The 16,338-nt window shown below is 72.5% G+C and carries 17 protein-coding genes; 6 read left to right on the top strand and 11 right to left on the bottom strand.

The genetic code is table 11. The annotated features are described in order from the left end of the window. Positions 1 to 36 precede the first annotated feature (36 nt). From O7604_RS21255 to O7604_RS21230, 6 genes are read left to right on the top strand one after another with little or no spacing between them, the layout of a single operon-like run. Positions 37 to 894 (top strand): IclR family transcriptional regulator, encoded by an 858-nt coding sequence (locus O7604_RS21255; RefSeq protein ID WP_269705501.1) that lies wholly within the window; start codon positions 37 to 39, stop codon positions 892 to 894. Further along, complete coding sequence (locus tag O7604_RS21250) at positions 887 to 2,086, top strand: CoA transferase (protein WP_135240659.1); 1,200 nt, start codon at positions 887 to 889, stop codon at positions 2,084 to 2,086. The genes O7604_RS21255 and O7604_RS21250 overlap by 8 nt, the downstream gene beginning before the upstream one ends. A gap of 31 nt (positions 2,087 to 2,117) precedes the next feature. After that, positions 2,118 to 2,957 (top strand): cyclase family protein, encoded by an 840-nt coding sequence (locus O7604_RS21245; protein ID WP_269705500.1) that lies wholly within the window; start codon positions 2,118 to 2,120, stop codon positions 2,955 to 2,957. Further along, positions 2,950 to 4,356: an MmgE/PrpD family protein gene (locus tag O7604_RS21240; protein ID WP_281577519.1), complete on the top strand. Its 1,407-nt coding sequence runs from the start codon at positions 2,950 to 2,952 to the stop codon at positions 4,354 to 4,356. The genes O7604_RS21245 and O7604_RS21240 overlap by 8 nt, the downstream gene beginning before the upstream one ends. A 22-nt stretch (positions 4,357 to 4,378) precedes the next feature. After that, complete coding sequence (locus tag O7604_RS21235) at positions 4,379 to 5,842, top strand: dihydroorotase family protein (protein ID WP_281577518.1); 1,464 nt, start codon at positions 4,379 to 4,381, stop codon at positions 5,840 to 5,842. 10 nt (positions 5,843 to 5,852) lie between these two features. After that, positions 5,853 to 6,713 carry a CoA ester lyase gene (locus tag O7604_RS21230; protein WP_281577517.1) on the top strand — a complete coding sequence of 287 codons (861 nt, stop codon included), beginning with the start codon at positions 5,853 to 5,855 and terminating at the stop codon, positions 6,711 to 6,713. A gap of 58 nt (positions 6,714 to 6,771) precedes the next feature. Here the strand turns inward: O7604_RS21230 and O7604_RS21225 are convergent, their stop codons facing one another. From O7604_RS21225 to O7604_RS21175, 11 genes are read right to left on the bottom strand one after another with little or no spacing between them, the layout of a single operon-like run. Next, complete coding sequence (locus tag O7604_RS21225) at positions 6,772 to 7,407, bottom strand: GntR family transcriptional regulator (RefSeq protein ID WP_013286904.1); 636 nt, start codon at positions 7,405 to 7,407, stop codon at positions 6,772 to 6,774. Between the two features lie 29 nt (positions 7,408 to 7,436). Further along, complete coding sequence (locus O7604_RS21220) at positions 7,437 to 8,186, bottom strand: SDR family oxidoreductase (protein WP_281577516.1); 750 nt, start codon at positions 8,184 to 8,186, stop codon at positions 7,437 to 7,439. After that, positions 8,183 to 9,334, bottom strand: coding sequence for a CoA transferase (locus tag O7604_RS21215; protein ID WP_281577515.1), 1,152 nt, complete (start codon positions 9,332 to 9,334; stop codon positions 8,183 to 8,185). Before O7604_RS21215 ends, O7604_RS21220 begins: the two co-directional genes overlap by 4 nt. Beyond that, positions 9,331 to 10,215 carry a hydroxymethylglutaryl-CoA lyase gene (locus tag O7604_RS21210; protein ID WP_269705494.1) on the bottom strand — a complete coding sequence of 295 codons (885 nt, stop codon included), beginning with the start codon at positions 10,213 to 10,215 and terminating at the stop codon, positions 9,331 to 9,333. The genes O7604_RS21215 and O7604_RS21210 overlap by 4 nt, the downstream gene beginning before the upstream one ends. Continuing rightward, on the bottom strand, positions 10,212 to 10,643 hold the full coding sequence (locus tag O7604_RS21205) for a heme-binding protein (protein ID WP_135240666.1): 432 nt from the start codon (positions 10,641 to 10,643) through the stop codon (positions 10,212 to 10,214). The genes O7604_RS21210 and O7604_RS21205 overlap by 4 nt, the downstream gene beginning before the upstream one ends. Before the next feature lie 10 nt (positions 10,644 to 10,653). After that, positions 10,654 to 11,862: a CoA transferase gene (locus O7604_RS21200; protein WP_281577514.1), complete on the bottom strand. Its 1,209-nt coding sequence runs from the start codon at positions 11,860 to 11,862 to the stop codon at positions 10,654 to 10,656. Beyond that, complete coding sequence (locus O7604_RS21195; RefSeq protein ID WP_052166116.1) at positions 11,859 to 12,158, bottom strand: NifU family protein; 300 nt, start codon at positions 12,156 to 12,158, stop codon at positions 11,859 to 11,861. The genes O7604_RS21200 and O7604_RS21195 overlap by 4 nt, the downstream gene beginning before the upstream one ends. Further along, positions 12,148 to 13,188 carry an amidohydrolase family protein gene (locus O7604_RS21190; protein WP_151498808.1) on the bottom strand — a complete coding sequence of 347 codons (1,041 nt, stop codon included), beginning with the start codon at positions 13,186 to 13,188 and terminating at the stop codon, positions 12,148 to 12,150. Before O7604_RS21190 ends, O7604_RS21195 begins: the two co-directional genes overlap by 11 nt. After that, complete coding sequence (locus tag O7604_RS21185; protein WP_281577513.1) at positions 13,185 to 14,282, bottom strand: ABC transporter permease; 1,098 nt, start codon at positions 14,280 to 14,282, stop codon at positions 13,185 to 13,187. The genes O7604_RS21190 and O7604_RS21185 overlap by 4 nt, the downstream gene beginning before the upstream one ends. Beyond that, entirely contained in the window at positions 14,279 to 15,055 is a 777-nt protein-coding gene (locus O7604_RS21180) for an ATP-binding cassette domain-containing protein (RefSeq protein WP_269705490.1), read from the bottom strand. The genes O7604_RS21185 and O7604_RS21180 overlap by 4 nt, the downstream gene beginning before the upstream one ends. Continuing rightward, positions 15,052 to 16,260, bottom strand: a complete 1,209-nt coding sequence (locus O7604_RS21175) for a substrate-binding domain-containing protein (protein ID WP_269705489.1) — start codon at positions 16,258 to 16,260, stop codon at positions 15,052 to 15,054. Before O7604_RS21175 ends, O7604_RS21180 begins: the two co-directional genes overlap by 4 nt. Positions 16,261 to 16,338 lie beyond the last annotated feature (78 nt).

The following is a 16,338-nucleotide window of genomic DNA, read 5'->3' as shown; positions in this document are numbered from 1 at the left end:
ACCCCGCGCACGCACGTCGACTGTGGAGGATGAGAGATGATCACGACAGCGGTTGTCGAGAGCACCGCCGGCCGGACCCGCTCCGGTCTGGGACGCGCCCTCGACATCGTCAACATCATCGCCGAACGGGCCCCGGAGACCCTCGGCGTGTCGACGATCGCGCGGGAACTGGGTCTGCCGAAGGCGGTCGCGCACCGGATCCTCAAGGAACTGGTGGCCGACAACTTCCTCACCTTCAACGAGGAGACCAAGCGCTACCGGCTCGGCACCGGCGCGCTCGCCGTGGGCCTGGCCGCGCTGCGCGCCCTGGACGTGCCGGACATCGCGCGCCGGTACCTGGTCCGGCTGGTCCGCGACAGCGGCGAGACCGCCACGTTGTCGGTACGGCAGGGCTGGTCGCGCGTCTACATCGACCAGGTGCTCTCGCCGCACGAGGTCCGGATGTCGGTGTCCCTGGGCACCAGCCACCCGCTGCACTCCGGGTCGTCGTCGAAGGCGATCCTGGCGGCGCTGCCGGACGCCGAGGTCGACGACTACCTCGGCCACCATCCGCTGGACGCGATCACCCCGGTCACGATCACCTCCACCGCGAAGCTGCGGGCCGAACTGGGCCGGGTCCGGCGCCAGGGGTACGCGGTGAGCATGGGCGAACGGCAGAACGGCGCGGGAAGCGTGGCGGCTCCGGTGCGCTACGCGACCGGGCAGGTCTTCGGCTCGATCTCGCTGTGCGGGCCGCAGAACCGGTTCACCCCGGAGGTGTGCGCGGCGCACGGGGCACTGGTCGCCGCGGCGGCGGCGGAGATCTCCGCCGAACTGGGTTTCCGGCCGCCGGCGCAGCGTGTCGCCGGCCGGACGGGTCAGGAACAGAACTGGGGAGGTGGAACAGGTGAGTGACGGACCGCTGACGGGCCTGCGGGTGCTGGACGTCTCGACGATCCTCGCCGGGCCGCTGTGCTGTCAGATCCTCGGCGACTACGGCGCCGACGTGATCAAGATCGAGCACCCGACCATGGGTGACAGCATGCGCGGCCACGGCAAGGCCAAGGACGGCCATCCCCTGTGGTGGAAGGAGATCTCCCGCAACAAGCGGCTGGTCGGGCTGAACCTGTCCGCGCCGGAGGGCGCGGCGCTGCTGCTGCGGCTGGCCGAGCGCGCCGACGTGCTGGTGGAAAACTTCCGGCCGGGCACGCTGGAGCGCTGGGGCGTCGGCCCGGAGGAACTGCACCGGGTCAACCCCGGTCTGGTGATCGCCCGGATCACCGGCTTCGGGCAGACCGGCCCGTACGCCTCCCGCGCCGGGTTCGGCACGCTGGCCGAGGCGATGAGCGGGTTCGCCCACCTGACCGGTACGGCCGACGGCCCGCCCACGCTGCCCGCGTTCGGGCTGGCCGACAGCATCTGCGGCATCGCCACCTCGTCGGCGGTGATGATGGCGCTGTGGCACCGGGAGCGCTCCGGCGGCCGGGGCCAGGTCGTCGACATGAGCCTGCTGGAGCCGATCATGACCGCTGTCGGTCCCGGCCCCACTGTCTACGACCAGCTCGGTGTGGTGGAGCAGCGGCAGGGCAACCGCTCGACGAACAACGCGCCGCGCAACACGTACCAGACCAAGGACGGGTCGTGGGTGGCCATCTCCACCAGCGCCCAGGCCATCGCCGAGCGGGTGCTGCGGCTGGTGGGCCACCCCGAGGTGATCGACGAGCCGTGGTTCCGTACCGGCGTCGGCCGGGTGGCGCACGCGGACCTGCTCGACGAGTACGTGGGGTCGTGGATCGCCGAGCGGACCCGCGACGAGGTGGCCACGGCGTTCGCCGAGGCCGGCGCCGCCGTCGCACCGGTCTACAGCGCCAAGGACATCGTCGAGGACCCGCACGTCCAGGCCACCGAGATGATCACCACGGTCGACGACCCGGACCTCGGCCCGATGCGGATGCACAACGTCATGTGGCGGATGTCGGAGACGCCGGGCCGGATCCGGTTCACCGGCCGCTCCCCCGGCGCCGACACCGACGCCCTGCTCGTCGAGGAACTCGGCTGCGACCCGGCCGAGATCGCCGACCTGAAAGCCCGTGGCGTCGTCGCCTGACGACGCCGACAGCCGAAACGCGAGGAACCCCGTGGGCACCACTGCCAGAACCGCCGACCGCCTGCTCGACGCCGTGCAGGCCGGTGTCACGATCTACGACCTGGGCCGGCGGCTGACCGTCGGCATGCCGCAGTCGCCGAACCACCCGGCGTTCGGGCTCACCCTGCCCCGCCGCCACGGCGACATGGTGCGCGCCGACGGCGGCTCCGCCGCCAACGACCTGCTGGTGATGGGCACGCACGTCGGCACCCACGTCGACGCGCTCGCGCACGTCTCCCAGGACGGCCGGCTGCACGGCGGCGCCGACGCCGCCGAAGCGCAGGTCGGCGGCCGGTTCGACGAGCTGGGCGTGCACACCGTCGCGCCGATGGTCCGCCGGGGCGTGCTGCTGGACGTGCCCGCCGCGCTGGGCGTGGAGGCCTGCGAGCCCGGTTACGAGATCACCCCGGCCGACCTGGACGCCGCGGAGTCCCGGCAGGGCACGCCGGTGGGCGCGGGCGACGTGGTGCTCATCCGCAGCGGGTGGGGCCGGCTGTTCGACCACGAGGACCGCAACCAGTACATCGGCAAGGACTCCGGCGTACCGGGGGTCGGCGCGGACGGCGCGACCTGGCTGGCGCAGCGTCAGGTGCACGCGGCCGGCGCGGACACCATCGCCTTCGAGTGCCTGCACCCGGGCAAGGGCCACAGCTCGCTGCCGGCGCACCGGATCCTGCTGGTGGAGCACGGCATCTACCTGATCGAGACGATGGCGCTGGAGGAGCTGGCCCGCGACGGGGTGCACGAGTTCACCTTCGTGATGGCGCCGCTGCCGCTGTACGGCGCCACCGGCTCCCCGGTGCGCCCGCTGGCGGTGATCAGCCGTGGCTGAACCGACACTGGGTCGCCACCTGGCCGCCTTCGCCGCCGACACCGCCGCCGACACGCTGCCCGACGAGGTGGTCGCCAGCGTCCGGGCCCGCGTCCTGGACGTGCTCGGGCTCTGCGTGGCGGCCCGGCCGCTGCCGACCAGCCAGGCGGCCCTCGCCTACGTCGCCGAACAGGGCGGCCGGGGCCAGGCAACCGTCGTCGGCCTGGACGACAAGGCGCCGGCGGCGCTGGCCGCGTTCGCCAACGGCGTGCTGGCGCACTCGCTCGACTACGACGACACGCACCTGCCGTCGGTGCTGCACCCCAGCGCGTCGGTGGTGCCGGCCGCGCTGGCCGCCGCCGAGGCGTCCGGGGCGTCCGGGCAGGAGACCGTCGCGGCCATCGCCGTCGGCCTGGAGGTGTGCGTCCGGCTCGGCATGGCCGGCTACGACCCGGCCGCCGGCAACTCCGTCTTCTTCGAGCACGGGCAGCACGCCACCTCGATCTGCGGCACGCTCGGCGGCGCGGTCGCCGCGGCCCGGCTGCTGAAGCTGGACGCCGACGGCGCGCTCGACGCGCTCGGGGTGTCCGCCTCGATGGCGGCCGGGCTGATCGAGTCCAACCGCAACGGCGGCACGGTCAAGCGGATCCACTGCGGCTGGGCCGCGCACGCGGCGGTCAGCGCCGCGCAGCTGGCCCGGCACGGCGTGACCGGCCCGCCGACCGTGCTGGAGGGACGCTTCGGCTTCTTCCAGGCGTTCCTGCGCGGCGAGTTCGACGGCGACGAGATCGTCCGCGGCCTCGGCACCGACTGGGCCGTACCGGGCATCTTCTTCAAGCCGTACCCGGCGAACCACTTCACCCACGCGGCCATCGACGCGGCGATCGCGCTGCGCGAGCGCGGGCTGCCGCTGGACCAGATCGAGTCGATCACGCTCGGCGTGCCGACGCCGACGGTACGCACCATCGGCCAGCCCATCGAGCGCAAGCGCGCACCGCAGACCGGTTACGAGGCGCAGTTCAGCGGCCCGTACGCGGTCGTCGCCGGCCTGATCGGCGGCGGCGGTCTCGGCGTGGACCTCGCCGACTTCACCGACGCCCTGGCACACGACCCGCAGCGGCGGGAGCTGATGGCGCGCGTCGACGTGGTGGGCGACGAGCGGTGCGACGCCATCTTCCCGCACCAGTTCCCGGCCGTGCTGCGGGTGGTCACCCGCGACGGGCAGGAGTGGGTGCAGGAGGTGCTCGCCAACCGGGGCGGGCCGCAGCGTCCGCTCAGCGACGCCGAACTGGCGGTCAAGTTCCGCACCAACGCCGCCGCCCTGCCGGAGGCGACCGCCGACCGCATCACCGAGGAGGTCCACCGGCTGGACCGGGCCCCCGACGTCCACGGCCTGATGGGCCTGATCAACCGCCGCTGAACCGAGCACGAGGAGCAACACCATGAGCACCTACGACCTGCTGCTGACGAACGTCCGCGTGGTCCGGCACGACCGGCCCGAACCCGAGCTGATGGACATCGGCGTCACCGACGGGCGGATCAGCCGCGTCGCCCCGCAGATCGACCGGGCGGAGGCCGCCCAGGTCGTCGACGGCGGCGGCCGGCTCGCCTTCCCCGGCGTGGTCGACGCCCACCAGCACTGGGGCATCTACAACCCGCTGAGCGAGGACGCCGTCTCGGAGAGCCGCGCGTCGGTGCAGGGCGGCGTCACCACGGCGCTGAACTACATGCGCACCGGGCAGTACTACCTCAACCGCGGCGGCCGGTACGCGGACTTCTTCCCCGAGGTGCTGGCCGCGACCGAGGGCCGCTCCTACATCGACTACGGCTTCCACCTGGCGCCGATGTCGCGGGAGCACATCGGTGAGGTGCCGTCGCTGGTGGAGGAGCACGGGGTCACCTCGTTCAAGATCTTCATGTTCTACGGCAGCCACGGCCTGCACGGCCGGTCCACCGACCAGAACTCGTTCCTGATGATCCCGGAGGGCGAGCGGTACGACTACGCCCACTTCGAGTTCGTGATGCGGGGCGTCCAGGCGGCCCGGGAGCGTTTCCCCGAGCTGGCCGACGAGATCTCGCTGTCGCTGCACTGCGAGACCGCCGAGATCATGAGCGCGTACACCAAGCAGGTCGAGCAGGACGGCACGCTGCGCGGGCTGGAGGCGTACCACGCGTCGCGGCCGCCGCACTCCGAGGGACTGGCCGTGTCGATCGCGTCGTACCTGGCGCACGAGACCGGGCTGCCGAAGATCAACCTGCTGCACCTGACCTCGGAGAAGGCGGTCGACGCGGCGCTGCGGATGGCGCGGGCGTTCCCGCACATCGACTTCCGTCGCGAGGTGACCATCGGTCACCTGGTGGCCGACATCGACACCGCGCACGGCCTGGGCGGCAAGGTCAACCCGCCGCTGCGCCCGCGCGCCGACGTCGAGGCGCTCTGGGGGTACGTCCTGGACGGCAAGATCGACTGGGTGGTCAGCGACCACGCCTGCTGCAAGGACGAGGTCAAGTTCGGTGAGCCGCGCGACGACATCTTCGTCGCCAAGTCCGGCTTCGGCGGCGCCGAGTACCTGCTGCCCGGCCTGGTCACCGAGGGCAACCGGCGCGGTCTGTCGTACCAGCGGGTGGCGGAGCTGACCTCGTGGAACCCGGCGCAGCGCTTCGGCCTGCGCAACAAGGGCGCGCTGCTGCAGGGCTACGACGCCGACATCTGCCTGGTCGACCCGAACTCGACCTGGACGGTGCGCGCCGAGGACTCCGAGTCGACGCAGGAGTACACGCCGTTCGAGGGCTTCGAGCTGACCGCCCGGGTCACCGACACCTTCGTGCGCGGGCAGCACGTGCTCGTCGACGGCAAGGTCACCGGCGAGCCGGCCGGCCGCTACCTCGCCCGCCCGCAGCGGTAGGGGGAACGACATGGCGGCGGTGGCGCGCAGTTACCTGTACGTGCCGGGCGACCGGGCGGACCTGCTGGACAAGTCGGCCGGGCGGGGCGCGGACGCGCTCGTGCTCGACCTGGAGGACGCGGTCACGCCGGCCCGCAAGGCGCAGGCCCGGGAGACGGTCGCCGGGTTCCTGGGCGCCGCCGCGCCGTCCGCACCCGAGCTGTGGGTGCGGATCAACAGCGACCAGGTCGAGGCGGACGTCGAGGTCCTCTCCCCCGCCGCGGCCGGGGTGTGGGTGCCGAAGGCCGAGCTGGAGCTGCTCGCCGAGGTCGACGCCGCGCTGACCCGGGTACAGCGGCGGCTCGGTCCGGACGCCCCGGCGTTCCGGGTGGTGGCGCTGATCGAGACCGCCCGGGGCGTGCTCACCGCGCCGCGGGTGGCCGAAGCGCCCCGGGTGCTGCGGCTCGGCCTCGGCGAGGCGGACCTCGCCGGTGAGCTGGGGTTGCAGCCCGGGCCGGACCGGGCGGAGTTCGCCCCGATCCGCTCCCAGGTCGTCGTCGCGTCGGCGGCCGCCGGCATCGCCCCCGCGGTGGGGCCGGTGGAGACGACGCTGCGCGACCCGGAACGGCTGGAGCGGACCACCCGGGCGCTGCTGCGGCAGGGCTTCCGGGCCCGCAGCGCCATCCACCCCGGGCAGGTCGCGACCATCAACGAGGTGTTCACCCCGACCGCCGAGGAGGTGGCCTCCGCCCGGGCCGTGCTGGCGGCGCTGGAGCGGGCCGAACGTGGCGGCTCCGGGGTGGCCACCGACGCCGACGGGCGGTTGCTGGACCGGGCGGTGGTGCGTGCCGCCACCGAGGTGGTGCGCCGCGCCGAGGCGTCCGCCGAATGACCCGTGCCGCCGGGCCGGGACCGTCGAGGGTTACGACGTGTCCCCGGCCCGGCGTGGGTCAGGGCGTGCCGAGGGTGGCGCGCGCGGCCAGGATGTGCGCCCGCATCACCGAGCCGGCCCAGGCCCGGTCGCGTGCCTCGAACGCGTCGATCAGCTCCCGGTGGTGCGACATGCTGCGCGCCATCGCCGCCTCGTCGTACCGGCGGAACGTGCGGTTCACCAGCGGCGTCTGCACCACCGCCCCGAGCAGCGCGCTCAACCGGCGGTTCCGCCCGGCGCCCAGGATGATCTCGTGGAACTGCGCGTTGCAGACCGCGATCCGGTCCGCCCGGTCCCGCCGCTGACCGGCCGCGTAGCCCTCCATCTCGGCGCACAGCTCGCGCAGCCGGGCGATCTCCTCCGGCGTGATCCGGGTCGCGGCCAGCTCGGCGCCGTACCCCTCCAGCAGGGCGCGCAGCTCGAAGATCTCCTCCAGGTCCTGCTCGCGCCAGGCCGGTACGGTGGCGCCCCGGTTGGCCTCCCAGTCCACCAGGCCCTCGGCGTGCAGCCGGCGCAGCGCCTCCCGTACGGGGGTGCGGCTCACCCCCACCGCGGCGGCGAGATCCTCCTCGGACAGCTTCTTCCCCGGCTCGTACGCCCCGCCGAGGATGCGCGTCTTGATCGACTCGTACGCCGACTGCGTGGCCCGGCCCATGCGTCCCCCTCTGTTCACCGATGGTGAACCTACATCGACGCGGTGGAACCGCCGTTGACGGCGTACTCCGAACCGGTCACCTGCCGGGCCCGGTCCCCGGCGAGGAACAGCACCACCTCGGCGACGTCCTCCGGCTCGTTCATCCGGCCCAGCGGCAGCCGGCGCAGCTCGTGCACCACGTGGTCGGCGGCGGCGGAGACGTCGATGCCCAGCCGGAGCGCGACCGACTCCAGGTAGGCGTCCATGGTCGCGGTCCGCGTCGGGCCGGGCGCGACGGTGCTCACCCGCACGCCCCGGGAGCCGTACTCCAGGGCCAGGCCCTTGGCGAGGCTGAGCAGCGCGGCCTTGCTGACCGCGTAGTCGAGCATGTGCGGCTTCGGGTGCCGCGCCGCCTCGGAGCCGATGGTGACCACGCTGCCGCCGCCCCGCTCGACCATGAGCGGCACGAGCGCGCGGCACAGCCGCACGCAGGACATCACGTTGACGTCCCAGGTGCGCTGCCAGGCCGCGTCGTCGATGTCGGTGAAGGCGTCCCGGTACGGCGCGAGCGCCACGTTGTTGACGAGCACGTCCGCGCCCCCGTACCGGCTGGTCACCTCCCGCACGACGGCGGCGACGCCGGCCGGGGTGCCCAGGTCGGCGGTGACCGGGACGCCCACGCACGCGGACACGTCCAGGTCGGCGGAGACCACCTCGGCGCCCTCGTCGGCCAGCCGCCGGGCGACGGCGAGCCCGATCCCCGATCCGGCGCCGGTGACGACGGCGACCCTGCCCCTCATCCGCTGCTCCCCTCGGGACCGGCGAGCACCTCGTCGGTGTGCTCGCCGAGCGTCGGCGCGAGCCGACCGGCCGGCAGCGGCGAGGCCGACATGACGATCGGCGGGGCGATGCTGCGCAGCCGCCCGGCCACCGGGTGCTCGACGATCGACACCAGACCCGTTTCGGCCCGTTCCTCCTCGCGCAGGATCTCCTCGTAGCCCGCCAGCGGCGCGCACGGCACGTCGATCGCCGACAGCTCCGCCAGCCACTCGGCGGTGGTACGCCCGCGCAGCACGTCGGCGACCACCCGGTAGAGCCCGTCGGCGTTGGCGATCCGCTTGCCGACGGTGTCGTAGTCGGGGTGGCGCAGCAGGTCGGCGCGCCCGACCAGGGTGAGGAACCGTTCCCACTGCCGGCCGGTGTAGATCAGCACGCACAGGTGCCCGTCCGCGGTGGCGTACGGACGGCGGTTCGGCGCGGCGGTACGCGGGTAGAGCGGCGGCCCGGTGGGCGGGTCGAACGTCCAGCCGTCGAGCTGTTCGAGCAGGCCGAAGGCGACCATCGTGTCGAACATCGGCACCTCGACGCGCTGCCCCTCGCCGGTGGCGTCGCGGTGCCGCAACGCGGCGAGCACGGCGGTGGACGCGGTGAGTCCGGTGATCTTGTCGGCGAGCGGCGTGACGACGTACCCGGGCTGGTCCTGGTTGACGCTCTGCAGCCGGGCGATCCCGGAGGCGCCCTGGATCACGTCGTCGTACGCGGGCCGGTCGGCCTGCCGGCCGGTGCTCCGGAACCCCGGGATCGCGCAGTAGACGATCGCCGGGTGCAGCGCCCGCACGTCGTCGTAGGTGAGCGCGAGCCGGGCCACGGCGGCCGGGCGCATGTTGTGCACCAGCACGTCCACCGTCGGCACGAGCCGGTCGAACGCGGCCCGGTCGGCGGGCGCCTTGAGGTCCAGCAGGACGCTCTTCTTGCCCCGGTTCATGTTGAGGAACACCGCCGCCATGCCGGGGGTGCGGGCGGCGCCGAGCTGGCGGGCGATGTCGCCGCCCGGCGGCTCCACCTTGATCACCTCGGCGCCCAGGTCGGCCAGCATCAGCGTGCAGTACGGACCGGAGAACGTGCTGGTCAGGTCCAGCACCCGCAGTCCGGCCAGCGGCCCGGTCACGGGAACCCACCGGCCCGGCTCAGCATGCCCGGCAGCTCGGCGCCGAACACCTCGCCCAGCCACCTGGCGTTGCCGATGGCCGCCTCCTGCGACACCCCGGTCCGGGTCCCGGAGCGTTCCAGCGCGTACACCACGTCCTCGGTGGCCACGTTGCCGGTGGCGGCCGGCGCGAACGGGCAGCCGCCGATGCCGCCGACGCTGGCGTCGATCGCCCGCGCCCCGGCCCCGACGGCGGCCAGGACGTTGGCCAGGCCCAGGTTGCGGGTGTTGTGGAAGTGCCCGCGCAGGCTCGCGCCGGTGCGCTCGCGCACGGCCGTGAACAGCCGCTCCACCTGGGACGGCACGGCCACGCCGATGGTGTCGGCGAGCGCCACCTCGTCCGGCGCCACCGGTGCCAGGTCGTCGACGACGCGCAGCACGCGCTCCGGCGGCGTCTCCCCCTCGAACGGGCAGCCGAACGCGGCCCCGACCGTGACCGACGCGCGCAGCCCCTGTTCCCGGGCCCGGGGCAGCAGCCGCCGCACCTCCGCGACCGCCTCCGCGGTGGTCGTGCCCTGGTTGCGCCGGCAGAACGTGTCGGTGGCGACCACCACGAAGTTGACCTCGGTGACGCCTGCGGCGACCGCCCGGTCCAGTCCGCGCCCGTTCATCACCAGGCCGATCGCGGCCAGGCCCGGCTCGTCACGGACCAGTGCCATCAGCGCGTCGGCGTCGGCGAGCTTCGGCACCTTCGCCGGGTTGACGAAGCTCGTCACCTCGACCCGCCGGCTGCCCGCCGCGACCGCCCGGCGTACCAGTTCGGCCTTCTGCCCGGTGGTCAGCTCCGCCGGGTGGTTCTGCAGGCCGTCCCGGGGGCCGACCTCGACGATCTCGACGTTCAAGACAGCGCCTTCAGTCCGGCCTGCGCGACCTCCATGTCCTGCGTGTAGTGGCCGCCGCTGACCCCGATGCCGCCGACCAGCACGTCGTCGACCTTCACCGGATAGCCACCGCCGAAGGTCACCAGCCGGTCGATCGCGGGCGGGGCGCCCATGGCCAGCGGGCCGTCGTCCTTGATGAAGTCGTACCAGCCGTCGCTGCTGAGGCCGAAACCGACGGCCGTGTACGCCTTGTCCTGCGCCAGCTGGACGCTCACCAGCGGCGCGCCGTCCATCCGCTCGTACGCCTTGAGCACGCCGCTCTCGTCGCACACCGCGACGGTGACCGCGAAGCCCATCTCCTCGGCGCGGGCGACGGCGGCGGCCACCATCGCCCGCGCGGCCGGCGCGGAGATCGAGCGCTTCTTCACCACGTGCGGGTTCTTCGCCATGACTGCCTCCTCAGATCGCGCCGGCGGCGCGCAGTTCGGTGATCCGGTCGTCGGCCAGGCACAGGACCTGGCGCAGGACCTCGTCGGTGTGCTCGCCCAGCCGGGGGCCCACCGAACGCAGCCGGCCCGGGGTGCGGGACAGCCGGGGCGCGACGTTCTGCATCGGGAACGCGCCCATCTCCGGGTGGTCGAGTTCGACGATCGCCTCGCGCGCGGCGAAGTGCTCGTCGGCCAGCATCTCCCGGGCGGTGTAGACCGACCCGGCCGGTACGCCGCTCAGATGCAGCAGCCGCAGCAGCGCGGCCGGCTCGAACGTGACGGTCCACGCCGCGATCAGGTCGTCGAGTTCGGCCTGGTGCGCGCCGCGGGCGGCGTGGGTGGCGTACCGGGGGTCGTCGGCCAGGTCCGGGCGGCCCATCGCCGCCGCCAGGCGGCGGAACACCGTGTCCTGGTTCGCGGCGATCAGGACGGTGGCGCCGTCGCGCGTCGGGTACGCGTTGCTCGGCGCCACGTTGGGCAGGATCGAGCCGGTCCGCTCCCTGACGTAGCCGGTGAGCGCGTACTCCGGCACCAGCGACTCCATCAGCGCCAGCACCGACTCGTAGATGGCGCTGTCCACCACCTGGCCCTGGCCGGTGCTGCCCGCCACCCGCAACGCCATCATGGCGCCGAGCGCGGCGAACGTGCCGGCCAGCGAGTCGCCGAGGCTGACGCCGATGCGGCTCGGCGGCGTGGACGGGTCGCCGGTGACGTGCCGGATCCCGCCCATCGCCTCGCCGATCGAGCCGTAGCCGGCGCGGGACGCGTACGGGCCGTCCTGCCCGAACGCGGTGACCCGCACGACGACCAGCCGCGGGTTGATCCGGTGCAGCTCCTCCGGCGCGAGCCCCCAGCGTTCCAGCGTGCCCGGGCGGAAGTTCTCCACGAACACGTCGGCGCCGGCGAGCAGGTCGCGCATGAGCTGCTGCCCCTCCGGCACCCGCAGGTTGCAGGTGACCGACTTCTTGTTGCGGGCCACCACCGGGAACCACAGCGACTTGCCGTGCGGCTTCTCCCGCCCCCACTGCCGCATCGGGTCGCCGCCGTCCGGCTGCTCGACCTTGATCACCTCGGCGCCGAAGTCACCGAGCAGCTGCGCGCAGAACGGTCCGGCCAGCAGCACGCCGGCCTCCACCACGCGTACGCCGGTCAGCGGCCCGTCGGGAAAGCCGCCGGTCATCCGGCCGGCTCCGACAGTCCGAACATCTTCTCGATGCGCGCCTCGGCGAACCGGGACACCGCGCCCGCCCGGGTCACCGACCGGACGCCCTCGATCTTCAGCAGCGCCGGGCGGACCAGCGAGCCCATGGTGACCGGCGCCGACGGGCAGGCCGCGCAGCGGCCGTGGAACGTCACCCGGGCGTCGCCGTCGGCGTCCACGTCGACGGTGACGCCGCCGCCGTGCGCCTCGACGAGCTGGCGTACCTTGCCGTCGAGCGCGCGGTCGGCGGCCTTCGCCGTCTTGTCAGCGCCCATCCTTGCGGCCCTTCTTCGCGGACTTCTTGCCGCTCTTGCCGTACAGCTCCTTCTTCTTGGCCTTCACGTCGATGCCGAGCACCCGGGCGAAGTTCAGGCCGAAGATCTTCTCCTTGATCTCGTCGGTCAGCTCCGGGTAGCCGTAGCCGTCCTGGAGGTCCTCCGGCATCTGCATCTCGGCGAACAGGTCGATGTACGCCTGCACCTTCGGCCAGACGAACGCCTCGGAGCCCCACAGCAGCCGGTCCGGGCCGACGTGCAGCAGGCACTTGCCGATGGCGTGCAGCGCGGCGCGGGGCGCGACCGGGTACTGGTTGATCCAGGCGGTGAGCGCGAGGTGGATGTTCTCGTACCGGGCGGCGATGTTGATCGTCTCGTTGATGAACGGCTCACCGAGGTGGTGCACGATGAACGTCATCTCGGGGAAGTCCTGCGCCGCGCGTTCCAGGTCGTACGGCGCCAGGTCGGCGATGTGCTGGGTGTTGAACGCCAGCCCCTTGTGGAACTGCACGTTCGTCACGCCGTGCTCCAGCGCGGTCTCCCACAGCGGGTACGCGACCTGCCGGTCGTCGATCTTCCAGGACAGGCCGCCGGAGTGCGCCTGGTAGAACTTGAAGCTGGTGGCGCCCCACTCCTCGATCTGCCGGATCATCTCGGTCACCGCGCCGTAGCGGCCGTGGGTGATCGGGTCGACGCCGCCGCAGAACAGCACCCGGTCCGGGTACGCCTCCTTGAGCTTGTAGTTGTTCTCCGCCGGTGAGAAGCCCAGCTTCCAGCCGCCGTGGCTGGGCACCGTCTGGGCCATCGCCATGTCGGTGTCGGACTCCTCGAACATCAGCCGGTACGCGTCCTCGACGGACAGTTCGCGGCCGGAGATGTCGTCGTACGGGTAGCCCGGTGCGGAGTACTTGCGGGCGTACTCGACGAGCGCGTTCGTCGACTTCTTCCCGCCGTGGTTGAAGTCGATGTTCTCGTCGGTGAGCTTGTACATGTGGATGGCGTTGTCGAGGACGAAGAAGCCGTTCTTCATGGGGTGGGGCGTCCCTTCGGGGTGGTGTCGTGTTCCAGGCGTTCGACGTGCCGGACCGCGAGCTGGCGGCGGCGCCGTACCGACCAGGCGGCGACCGAGACGCCGGCGATGACGGCGAGGCCGTTGAAGACGCGCTCGATCCAGGTCGCGGCGCCGAGGTGTTGCAGGCCGGCGATGGTGAAGGTGATGAAGTACGCGGCGATCACGGTGCCGAGGATGTTGACCCGGCCGGGTCGCAGCGCGGCGGCGCCGAGGAAGGCGGCGGCGAAGGCCGGCAGCAGGAACTGCTCGCCGACCGTGGGCTGGGCCGAGCCGATCCGCGAGGCCAGCAGCACCCCGGCGAGCGAGGCGAGCACCGCCGCGCCGACGAACGCGCGGATGGTGTAGCTGCGGACGTCGATGCCGGCCCGGGCGGCGCCGCGCAGGTTGCCGTCCATCGCGTAGAGCCGCTGCCCGAACGGTGTCCAGACGACGATGAACTCCAGCGCCAGCACCAGCACCACGAGGTAGATCAGCGGCAGCGGGATGCCGCCCAGGTCGCCACGGGCGATCTCGGTGAACGCCGGCGGCACGTTCTGGTACAGCACCCGGCCACCGGTGACCATGTAGAGCAGACCCATCAGCAGGCTGCCCACGGCGAGCGTCGCGATGATCGAACTCATGCCGAACTTCAGCACCAGCAGGCTGTTGAGCAGGCCCACGGCGACGCCGACGGCGAGCACCGCCACCAGGGCCAGCCAGATCGGTACGCCCTGCACCGCGATCAGCCAGATGCTCACGCCCTGCGCCAGGCCCAGCATCGGGCCGACCGACGCGTCCAGGTAGTGCGCCAGCAGCGGCAGTGTGGCGGCCATCGCCACGATCACCGTCACGGTCTGGTTGACCAGGATCAGCCGGAAGTTCGTGGTGGTGAAGTAGGTGTCCGGGGTGAGCACGGAGAAGACCGCGATCACCAGGGCGAGCATGCCGAGCAGCCCGAACCGGCTCACCCCCTCGACCGCGCGCTCCCCGGCCCCGGCGCGGGACCGGTCGGCGCTCTGCTTGACGACGGTGCGGCCGCCGCCCGGGGGCGTCTGCGTGGTGGCGGCGGTCATCGGACCGCCTCCCCCGCCGTGGCGAGCGTGCCGGCGACGATCAGCTGCACGCACCGCTCGACGTCGAGCCCCTCGGTGGGGCCGTGGTAGACGTTGCGGCCCCCCTTCATCACCAGCAGCCGGTCGGCCATCGACAGGATCTCCGGGATCCGGTGGCTGATCACGATGACCGCGTAGCCGCGGTCGCGCAGCCTCCGGATCAGCGCGTTGACGCCGTCGGACTCGGTGGTGCCGAGCGCGGCCGTCGGCTCGTCCATCACCATGACGCGCGGCTCGTTCTCGGTGACCAGCGCGCGGGCGATGGCGACCATCTGCCGCTGCCCGCCGGAGAGCCCTTCGACCAGCACGTTCATGTCGTGCAGGTCGATGCCGAGCTCCTCCAGCACCGCCCGGGTGCGCTCGCGCATCGCCCGCTTGCGCAGCACCGGCAGGCCGCGTACGCCGCCGGTCCACTCGCGGCCGAGGAAGACGTTCTCGACGATGCTCAGGTTGTCGGAGAGCCCGAGGTCCTGGTAGATCATCTCGATTCCGGCGGTACGGGCCGCGCCGATGGTGTGCGGCGTCAGGTCCCGGCCGGCCACCCGCAGGCGGCCGGAGTCCGGCGCCAGCGCGCCGCTGACCATGCTCATCAGCGTGGACTTGCCGGCGCCGTTGTCCCCGACGACGCCCAGGATCTCGCCCGGGCGTACGTCGAAGGAGACGTCGGTGACGGCGCGTACCCGGCCGTAGGACTTGCTGACGCCCACCGCCTCCAGCACCGGGGCGGCACTCATCGGGCCTCGCTCCACATCTTCTCGTAGCGCTCGGCGTAGTTCACGTAGCTGTTCCAGTCGACAGCGCCGTCCTTGGGCGCGTTCGACTTGTCGAAGACGGTGGCCGGGATGCCCTGCTCGGCGTCGGGCAGCGCGGGCTGACCGGCGGCGAGCCGGCCGACCTGGTCGATGGCGGCGTAGGCGTTCCAGCCGCGGATGGCGCCGAAGTCGGCGAGCTGGTCACCGGCGGCCACGCTGCCCAGCCGCTCCGGCTCGGCGTTCTTGGACAGCACCTTGATGTCGTTGCGCCCGGCGGCCCGGATGGCGGCGATGACGGACTCCACGCCGTTGCCGTACGGCGTGAGGATGTACTGCAGGTTGTCGCCGTGCTTCTGGATCAGCGAGGTGGTGATGTTCTGCATCTCGATCGGGTCGACCGCCTGCGCCAGCGTGCGCTCGCGGACCTCCAGCAGCTCGCAGCCGGTGCAGCCGGCGAGCACGCGCTTGCTGGCGTTGAGCGCCTCGACCAGGTGCGGGTAGCCGACGTCCCAGAGGAAGACGACCTTGGCCTTGCCGTTGGAGTCGGCGACGGCCTTCGCCGTGGCCAGCACCGCCTGGAACGTCTCCCGGCTGGACACGTGCGCGTCGTAGCCGACCGCGCCGCCCTCGGCGACGGCGGAGACGCCCACCACCGGGATCTTCGCCTTCTGCAGCTCGGCGATGCCGTCGGCGACCTGGTTCTCCGGGATGGCGACGGTGATGACGGCGGTAGGCTTGTTGGCGGCGGCGGTGGCCAGTGCCTTCTGGTAGCCCTCCGGGGTGCCCTGGCCGTCCAGGATCTCGGCGCTCCAGCCGAGCTTCTCGGCGATGGCGGTGGCCCGCTTGCCGACCTCCTCGCAGGAGGTGCCGATCTTGCAGACGATGATGTTGAGCTTGCCGTTCGCCGGCGGCTTCACCGAGGTCGTCGGCCCGGACCATTCCTCGTAGATTTTGATCTTGTCGAGGGTGATGTCGGCTTCCTTGCCCTCGAAGTAGAGCATCCCGCCGGTGCCGGCGGCGATCAGCTTGCGGGCCATCTCGGTGTACTCGTCGTTGACCGCGGCGGGCGTGTCGGAGGCCGCGCTGTCCTCACCCGATCCGCAGGCGGCGGTGGTGAGCAGAAGGGCGGCCACCCCGAACGCGGCGGCGGCGGCGCGGAGCCGGCGGGCTCCGAAAGTGTGTGTCACGGTGCTACTCCCTCGGTGGGTGGCAGGCGTCGAAAAGAAGCACGTCGATGAGTCGGCGCAGGGAGGGGCGAAAACAAA

The organism is Micromonospora sp. WMMA1947 (assembly GCF_027497355.1).
GTDB lineage: Bacteria > Actinomycetota > Actinomycetes > Mycobacteriales > Micromonosporaceae > Micromonospora.
This window is presented reverse-complemented; position numbering and strand designations above follow the sequence as displayed.

Coding starts and splice junctions, on each gene's coding strand:
- O7604_RS21255 (WP_269705501.1), top strand. CDS start 37: ATGATCACGACAGCGGTTGTCGAGAGCACCGCCGGCCGGACCCGCTCC.
- O7604_RS21235 (WP_281577518.1), top strand. CDS start 4,379: ATGAGCACCTACGACCTGCTGCTGACGAACGTCCGCGTGGTCCGGCAC.
- O7604_RS21230 (WP_281577517.1), top strand. CDS start 5,853: ATGGCGGCGGTGGCGCGCAGTTACCTGTACGTGCCGGGCGACCGGGCG.
- O7604_RS21225 (WP_013286904.1), bottom strand. CDS start 7,407: ATGGGCCGGGCCACGCAGTCGGCGTACGAGTCGATCAAGACGCGCATC.
- O7604_RS21220 (WP_281577516.1), bottom strand. CDS start 8,186: ATGAGGGGCAGGGTCGCCGTCGTCACCGGCGCCGGATCGGGGATCGGG.
- O7604_RS21205 (WP_135240666.1), bottom strand. CDS start 10,643: ATGGCGAAGAACCCGCACGTGGTGAAGAAGCGCTCGATCTCCGCGCCG.
- O7604_RS21200 (WP_281577514.1), bottom strand. CDS start 11,862: ATGACCGGCGGCTTTCCCGACGGGCCGCTGACCGGCGTACGCGTGGTG.
- O7604_RS21195 (WP_052166116.1), bottom strand. CDS start 12,158: ATGGGCGCTGACAAGACGGCGAAGGCCGCCGACCGCGCGCTCGACGGC.
- O7604_RS21190 (WP_151498808.1), bottom strand. CDS start 13,188: ATGAAGAACGGCTTCTTCGTCCTCGACAACGCCATCCACATGTACAAG.
- O7604_RS21185 (WP_281577513.1), bottom strand. CDS start 14,282: ATGACCGCCGCCACCACGCAGACGCCCCCGGGCGGCGGCCGCACCGTC.
- O7604_RS21180 (WP_269705490.1), bottom strand. CDS start 15,055: ATGAGTGCCGCCCCGGTGCTGGAGGCGGTGGGCGTCAGCAAGTCCTAC.